General features: G+C 66.0%; 3 protein-coding genes and 2 rRNA genes. 2 read left to right on the forward strand and 3 right to left on the reverse strand.

Annotated elements, in window-relative coordinates:
• Positions 1-12: 12 nt before the first annotated feature.
• Positions 13-1,497, forward strand: a complete 1,485-nt coding sequence (locus D7M15_RS12590; RefSeq protein WP_121517602.1) for an ATP-binding protein — start codon at positions 13-15, stop codon at positions 1,495-1,497.
• A gap of 203 nt (positions 1,498-1,700) precedes the next feature.
• Positions 1,701-3,287: a type VI secretion protein gene (locus D7M15_RS12595; protein WP_121517603.1), complete on the forward strand. Its 1,587-nt coding sequence runs from the start codon at positions 1,701-1,703 to the stop codon at positions 3,285-3,287.
• A gap of 57 nt (positions 3,288-3,344) precedes the next feature.
• Here the strand turns inward: D7M15_RS12595 and D7M15_RS12600 are convergent, their stop codons facing one another.
• The 3 genes from D7M15_RS12600 to D7M15_RS12610 form a co-directional block, all read right to left on the reverse strand.
• Positions 3,345-3,926: a GNAT family N-acetyltransferase gene (locus D7M15_RS12600; protein ID WP_121517604.1), complete on the reverse strand. Its 582-nt coding sequence runs from the start codon at positions 3,924-3,926 to the stop codon at positions 3,345-3,347.
• Positions 3,927-4,033: 107 nt separating this feature from the next.
• Positions 4,034-4,150 (reverse strand): 5S ribosomal RNA (gene rrf / locus D7M15_RS12605).
• 66 nt (positions 4,151-4,216) lie between these two features.
• Positions 4,217-7,345 (reverse strand): 23S ribosomal RNA (locus tag D7M15_RS12610).
• Positions 7,346-7,364 lie beyond the last annotated feature (19 nt).

Genomic DNA, 7,364 nt, shown 5'->3' on the forward strand with positions numbered 1-7,364 from the left:
AGGAGGACGGGCATGTCAGCCGTACGAGATCCACTGACCGCGATCACCGAGGCGTTCACCAGCTTCCTCTTCGGCAAGACCGAGACGACGCGCCTCCCGGTGCGCACGTCCACGGGCCAGGCCCAGGCGGTGTACCTGCCGACGGCCGCTCCCGGGCTCGGTGACTCCGGCGTGATCATCGGCCGCGAGGTCTACAGCGGGAAGGGGTACATCTACGACCCGTTCCAGCTGTACGGCCAGCAACTCCCCGCCCCCCACTGGCTGGTGCTGGGCGAGTCCGGCAACGGCAAGTCGGCGCTGGAGAAGACGTACGTGCTGCGCCAGCTCCGCTTCCGCGACCGGCAGGTCGTGGTGCTGGACGCGCAGGGCGAGGACGGCGTCGGCGAGTGGAACCTGATCGCCGAGGAGATGGGCATCACGCCCATCCGCCTCGACCCCACCGCCGCGCTCGACCAGGGCATACGTCTCAACCCGTTGGACCCGGCGATCACCACCACCGGGCAGCTGGCGCTGCTCCGCACGATCATCGAGGTGGCGATGGGGCACGGCCTGGACGAGCGTTCCGGTTTCGCCCTGAAGGTGGCCCACTCGTACGTCAACGCGACGAGCGGCGACCGGCAGCCCGTCCTCACCGACATCGTGGAGCAACTCCGCCACCCCGAGCCGGAGTCGGCGCAGGCGATGAACGTCGCGCTGGAGGACGTACGCGCCTGGGGCCTCGACGTGGCGCTCGTCCTGGACCGGCTGGTCGACGGCGACCTGCGCGGCATGTTCGACGGCCCGACGACCGTGGGCATCGACCTGGACGCCCCGCTGATCGTCTTCGACCTCTCGCACATCGACCGGAACTCGATCGCGATGCCCATCCTGATGGCCATCGTGGGCGTCTGGCTGGAGCACACCTGGATCAGGCCCGACCGCCGGAAGCGCATCTTCCTGGTGGAGGAGGCGTGGCACATCATCAACAGCCCGTTCGTGGCGCAGCTGTTCCAGCGGCTGCTGAAGTTCGGGCGTCGGCTGGGCCTGTCGTTCGTGGCGGTGGTGCACCACCTGTCGGACGTGGTCGACGGGGCGGCGGCGCGCGAGGCCGCCGCCATCCTCAAGATGGCCTCGACGCGCACGATCTACGCCCAGAAGGCGGACGAGGCGAGAGCCACCGGCAAGGTGCTCGGGCTGCCGCGCTGGGCCGTCGAGATCATCCCGACGCTGTCGCCGGGCATCGCCGTCTGGGACGTCAACGGCAACGTGCAGGTCGTCAAGCACCTGATCACCGAGGCCGAACGGCCGCTCGTCTTCACCGACCGCGCCATGACGGAGTCGTCGGTCGCGCACGCGTTGGCGGCGGGCCCCTCGGGACGACCGGCCGGGCCCTCGCTGGACGAGGCGTTGGAGGCGGAGGCGGAGGCACGCGCGATGGCCATGGAGCACATGTCGGGTCCGGGTGGCCCGGGACCGCACGGGAGAGCTGACGGCTCCTCCGAGTCGACGGTGGCCTGACCGTGCCGCCGTACGAACAGCGGGGCGGACGGGGACGCGGCGGTCCGCGACGCGGTGGCCTGAGGCACGGGAGTCAGGGGCGCGGGCCGGGCGGGGCGGGACGCCCACCCCGGTCGTACCCGCCACCGGCCCCGCGTACGGCACCGCCAGCGGGCCCGTCGACGACGGGCGGGCGCGGCATACCGGACGGGCTGCTGATCGGCGTGCTCGCGTTCGTCCTCGGGATGGCCGTGCTGACCTGGACCGCGACGGGCCTCGCCGGGCTGTTCGCCCACGGCTCCTGGCCGGACGGCGTGAGCTTCGCGCGCACGCCGACGGCCATCAGCGCACTCCTCCACGAGCCGCACGACATGGCCGCCGCCTGGCCGGAGACCCCGGCCCGCCAGCTGTCGGGGTACGGGCTGTTCTGGGGCATCCTCATCAGCCAGCTGATGGTGCTGATCGTGCTCACCGTGTTCGTCCTGGGCACGCTGGCGCGCTGGCGCGCCGTGCGCCAGGCCGCGCGGGAGGAGGCGGAGGACGAGAGCTTCCCGCCGAGCCCCGAGGGCCACGCGTACGGGTACGGGTACGAGCGGCACCCCGGTCACGGACCGGGCCCTTATGGCGGAACGGCGGCGTACGGGCAGCAGGGGCCGCCACCGCCCGCCCCCGACGCGTACCCGGACCCGTACCCGGACGTGGCCCACCCGGCGGCCCCCACGGCGCCGTACACGCCCCCGCGGGCTCCCCGTACGGCACCGGCCGCCGCGGAGGCCGTACCCGCTCCGACTCCCGCCCCCGAGGCCGTGCCGGACGACGCCCCGGACGCCGAACAGGACGGCGGCGCCCCCACAGCCGTCCTGCCCACCGTGACCGCTCCACGGCCCGCCGCCCCCGACGGCCTGCTCGTCGCACCCCCGGCGGAGGCGGCCGTGCGGGCCGTGTGCGAGGCGGAGGGCGCCGTGCTGGTCGTCACCGGCGACCCCGCCCTGTACGAGGACACCGTCGGCTCCCGCACCGGGATCGGCCCGGCGCACGTCTTCGACCCGGCCCAACTCACCACCGCCGCCACCCGGTTGCGCTGGGCCCCGCACCGCGACTGCGAGGACATGCCCACGGCCCGTACGCGCGCCGCGGCACTCCTCGCCCCCGTACGCAGCCCGGCCCGCGCCGACGCCGCCGTCCACGACGCCGCGGAGACGCTGCTGCGCTGCTGGCTGCACGCGGCCGCGGTGGCGGGCGAGCCGTTCCGGCAGGTGCACCGGTGGGCGCTCAGCGGCTCGTCGAAGGACGCCGTCCGGATACTGCGTACGAAGACCGGCGCCACCTCCGGGTCCGCGGGCGAGCTGGAGGCGACCCTCACCGCCCACGCGGAACGCCGCGAGGCCGCCACCGACCTCGTACGCCTCGCCCTCAACTCCCTCTCCCAGCTGCACATCCGCAACGCCTGCACGCCCTCACGCGCGGACCGGATCGCCTGGGATTCGTTCATCGCCGAAACGGGCACGCTGTACGTGGTGGGTGAGCCTCTCGAGGCGCCGCACCGCGGTGATCCGGCCGCGATGCCCCTCGTCACCGCACTCGCCTCAGCCGTGGTCGAGCACGGCCGCCGCACGGCCGAACGGTCGCCCGCCGGTCGGCTCGACCCACCACTCACCGTGGTCCTGGACCACCCGGCGACGGTCGCGCCCCTCCCCGAGCTGACGTCGCTCCTCGCGGACGGCGCGGCCTCCGGGGTACGCACGGTGGCCCTGGTCCGCTCCGAGGAGCAACTCCGCACCTGGTGGCCGGAGATCCTGCGCGGCCGCTGAACGCCGGTCCGACGTACGGTCCGACGCGCGATCCCACGTACGGTTCCCGCTGCCGGATCAGCGGCCGGGAGTCGCGGGGCGGCGCTCCAACGCGTAGACGTGGCAGCGCCCGTACGGCGGACGGGTGTGCGGCTCGGACTCGCCGGTGGGCGTGAAGCCGAGACGTGTGTAGAAGGCGCGTGCGCGGTCGTTCCGTTCGTGCACGTCGAGTTGGAGCCGTACGACGTCGTCGCGGGCGAAGGCCCACCGCTCCGCGGCGGCGAACAGCGCGGCGGCGATGCCCGAACCGCGGTGCTCCGCGCGGAGATAGACACCGACGACGGACGCGGTGTCGTCCCGCGCGAGGACGGTCACCATCCCCGCCCACGACGGCGTCTCCGCCGGAGCCGTCACGGGGGTCGGTGCGGTCGTCTCGGCGACGAACGTCGTGACGCGGCGCCCGTCCCCGCCCTGCCCCTCCGTGCCGTACCCCTGCGCCGCCCGCTGCCGCCAGAAGCTGTCGGGTCGACCGGCAGCCACCTCGTACCGTTCGCTGAACGCCACGGGCGCCACGGGGTCCGCCAGCGCCGCCAACCGCAGCTCCTTGAGCCGTCGCCAGTCCTCCCCGCGCACCTGCCTGATCCGGAAGCCGTCTGCCATCCGCCCATCCTGGCCGCTCCGGCATCACCACGCCCCCGATTAAACGTGGGCACGCGAAAAGGGGTCTTGTCGGACAATGCCCGACAAGACCCCTTCTCTCAATGATTGTTCGGCGGTGTCCTACTCTCCCACGAGGTCCCCCTCGCAGTACCATCGGCGCAGAAAGGCTTAGCTTCCGGGTTCGAAATGTAACCGGGCGTTTCCCTCACGCTATAACCACCGAAACCCAACCCAACACGCCGTATATGGCGGTTGTGGTCTCAGAAACCACACAGTGGACGCGAACATCTAAGGACAAGCCCTCGGCCTATTAGTACCGGTCAACTCCACCCATTACTAGGCTTCCATATCCGGCCTATCAACCCGGTCATCTCCCGGGAGCCTTAACCCCACCAAGGGGGTGGGAGCCCTCATCTCGAAGCAGGCTTCCCGCTTAGATGCTTTCAGCGGTTATCCTTCCCGAACGTAGCCAACCAGCCATGCCCTTGGCAGAACAACTGGCACACCAGAGGTCCGTCCGTCCCGGTCCTCTCGTACTAGGGACAGCCCTTCTCAAGACTCCTACGCGCGCAGCGGATAGGGACCGAACTGTCTCACGACGTTCTAAACCCAGCTCGCGTACCGCTTTAATGGGCGAACAGCCCAACCCTTGGGACCGACTCCAGCCCCAGGATGCGACGAGCCGACATCGAGGTGCCAAACCATCCCGTCGATATGGACTCTTGGGGAAGATCAGCCTGTTATCCCCGGGGTACCTTTTATCCGTTGAGCGACGGCGCTTCCACAAGCCACCGCCGGATCACTAGTCCCGACTTTCGTCCCTGCTCGACCCGTCAGTCTCACAGTCAAGCTCCCTTGTGCACTTACACTCACCACCTGATGACCAACCAGGCTGAGGGAACCTTTGGGCGCCTCCGTTACTCTTTAGGAGGCAACCGCCCCAGTTAAACTACCCACCAGACACTGTCCCCGATCCGGATCACGGACCCAGGTTAGACATCCAGCACGACCAGAGTGGTATTTCAACAACGACTCCACAACCGCTGGCGCGGCCACTTCACAGTCTCCCACCTATCCTACACAAGCCGAACCGAACACCAATATCAAGCTATAGTAAAGGTCCCGGGGTCTTTCCGTCCTGCTGCGCGAAACGAGCATCTTTACTCGTACTGCAATTTCACCGGGCCTATGGTTGAGACAGTCAAGAAGTCGTTACGCCATTCGTGCAGGTCGGAACTTACCCGACAAGGAATTTCGCTACCTTAGGATGGTTATAGTTACCACCGCCGTTTACTGGCGCTTAAGTTCTCAGCTTCACCAGAACGAATACTGATTAACCGGTCCCCTTAACGTTCCAGCACCGGGCAGGCGTCAGTCCGTATACATCGCCTTACGGCTTCGCACGGACCTGTGTTTTTAGTAAACAGTCGCTTCTCGCTGGTCTCTGCGGCCACACCCAGCTCACCAAGAAAATTGGATCACCAGACGTGGCCCCCCTTCTCCCGAAGTTACGGGGGCATTTTGCCGAGTTCCTTAACCATAGTTCACCCGAACGCCTCGGTATTCTCTACCAGACCACCTGAGTCGGTTTAGGGTACGGGCCGCCGTACGACATCGCTAGAGGCTTTTCTCGACAGCATAGGATCATCCACTTCACCACAATCGGCTCGGCATCAGGTCTCACCCACAAGTTGCACGGATTTACCTGCACAACGGGCTACACCCTTACCCCGGGACAACCACCGCCCGGGCTGGACTACCTTCCTGCGTCACCCCATCACTCACCTACTACAGACTTGGACCGTCGGCTCCACCACACCCCAACACCCCGAAGGGAGCTGGAGCGGCTTCACGGACTTAGCATCACCTGATTCAGCGTTGGTCGCCACACAGCGGGTACCGGAATATCAACCGGTTATCCATCGACTACGCCTGTCGGCCTCGCCTTAGGTCCCGACTTACCCTGGGCAGATCAGCTTGACCCAGGAACCCTTAGTCAATCGGCGCGCACGTTTCCCACGTGCGTATCGCTACTCATGCCTGCATTCTCACTCGTGAACCGTCCACAACTCGCTTCCACGGCTGCTTCACCCGGCACACGACGCTCCCCTACCCATCCGAGCCCCCGTTAGAGGTTAATGCTCGAATGACATGACTTCGGCGGTGTGCTTGAGCCCCGCTACATTGTCGGCGCAGAATCACTTGACCAGTGAGCTATTACGCACTCTTTCAAGGATGGCTGCTTCTAAGCCAACCTCCTGGTTGTCTCTGCGACTCCACATCCTTTCCCACTTAGCACACGCTTAGGGGCCTTAGTCGATGCTCTGGGCTGTTTCCCTCTCGACCATGGAGCTTATCCCCCACAGTCTCACTGCCGTGCTCTCACTTACCGGCATTCGGAGTTTGGCTAAGGTCAGTAACCCGGTAAGGCCCATCGCCTATCCAGTGCTCTACCTCCGGCAAGAAACACACGACGCTGCACCTAAATGCATTTCGGGGAGAACCAGCTATCACGGAGTTTGATTGGCCTTTCACCCCTAACCACAGGTCATCCCCCAGGTTTTCAACCCTGGTGGGTTCGGGCCTCCACGACCTCTTACAGCCGCTTCACCCTGCCCATGGCTAGATCACTCCGCTTCGGGTCTTGAACACGCTACTCAGACGCCCTCTTCGGACTCGCTTTCGCTACGGCTCCCCCACAACGGGTTAACCTCGCAACATGCCGCAAACTCGCAGGCTCATTCTTCAAAAGGCACGCAGTCACCACACCGAATGCAAGCACTCGATGCTAGGCTCCCACGGCTTGTAGGCACACGGTTTCAGGTACTCTTTCACTCCCCTCCCGGGGTACTTTTCACCATTCCCTCACGGTACTATCCGCTATCGGTCATCAGGGAATATTTAGGCTTAACGGGTGGTCCCGCCAGATTCACACAGGATTTCTCGGGCCCCATGCTACTTGGGTGGCCATCAAAGTGAGTCATGAATGTTTCAGCTACGGGGGTCTTACCCTCTACGCCGGGCCTTTCGCATGCCCTTCGCCTACACCCACAATTTTTTACTCACCGACCGTCCGGCAGAACGATCAAGACAACTCCCACAACCCCGCATGCGCAACCCCTGCCGGGTATCACACACATACGGTTTAGCCTCATCCGGTTTCGCTCGCCACTACTCCCGGAATCACTGTTGTTTTCTCTTCCTGCGGGTACTGAGATGTTTCACTTCCCCGCGTTCCCTCCACACACCCTATACATTCAGGTGCGGGTGACAGCCCATGACGACTGCCGGGTTTCCCCATTCGGACATCCCCGGATCAAAGCTCGGTTGACAGCTCCCCGGGGCCTATCGCGGCCTCCCACGTCCTTCATCGGTTCCTGATGCCAAGGCATCCACCGTGCGCCCTTAAAAACTTGGCCACAGATGCTCGCGTCCACT

Source organism: Streptomyces sp. Z26, from assembly GCF_003665095.1.
GTDB classification, from domain to species: Bacteria; Actinomycetota; Actinomycetes; order Streptomycetales; family Streptomycetaceae; genus Streptomyces; species Streptomyces phytohabitans.

What these genes read in the sequence shown, in the direction of transcription:
- D7M15_RS12600 (WP_121517604.1), bottom strand. Translation starts at nt 3,926, where the DNA reads ATGGCAGACGGCTTCCGGATCAGGCAGGTGCGCGGGGAGGACTGGCGA.
- D7M15_RS12590 (WP_121517602.1), top strand. Translation starts at nt 13, where the DNA reads ATGTCAGCCGTACGAGATCCACTGACCGCGATCACCGAGGCGTTCACC.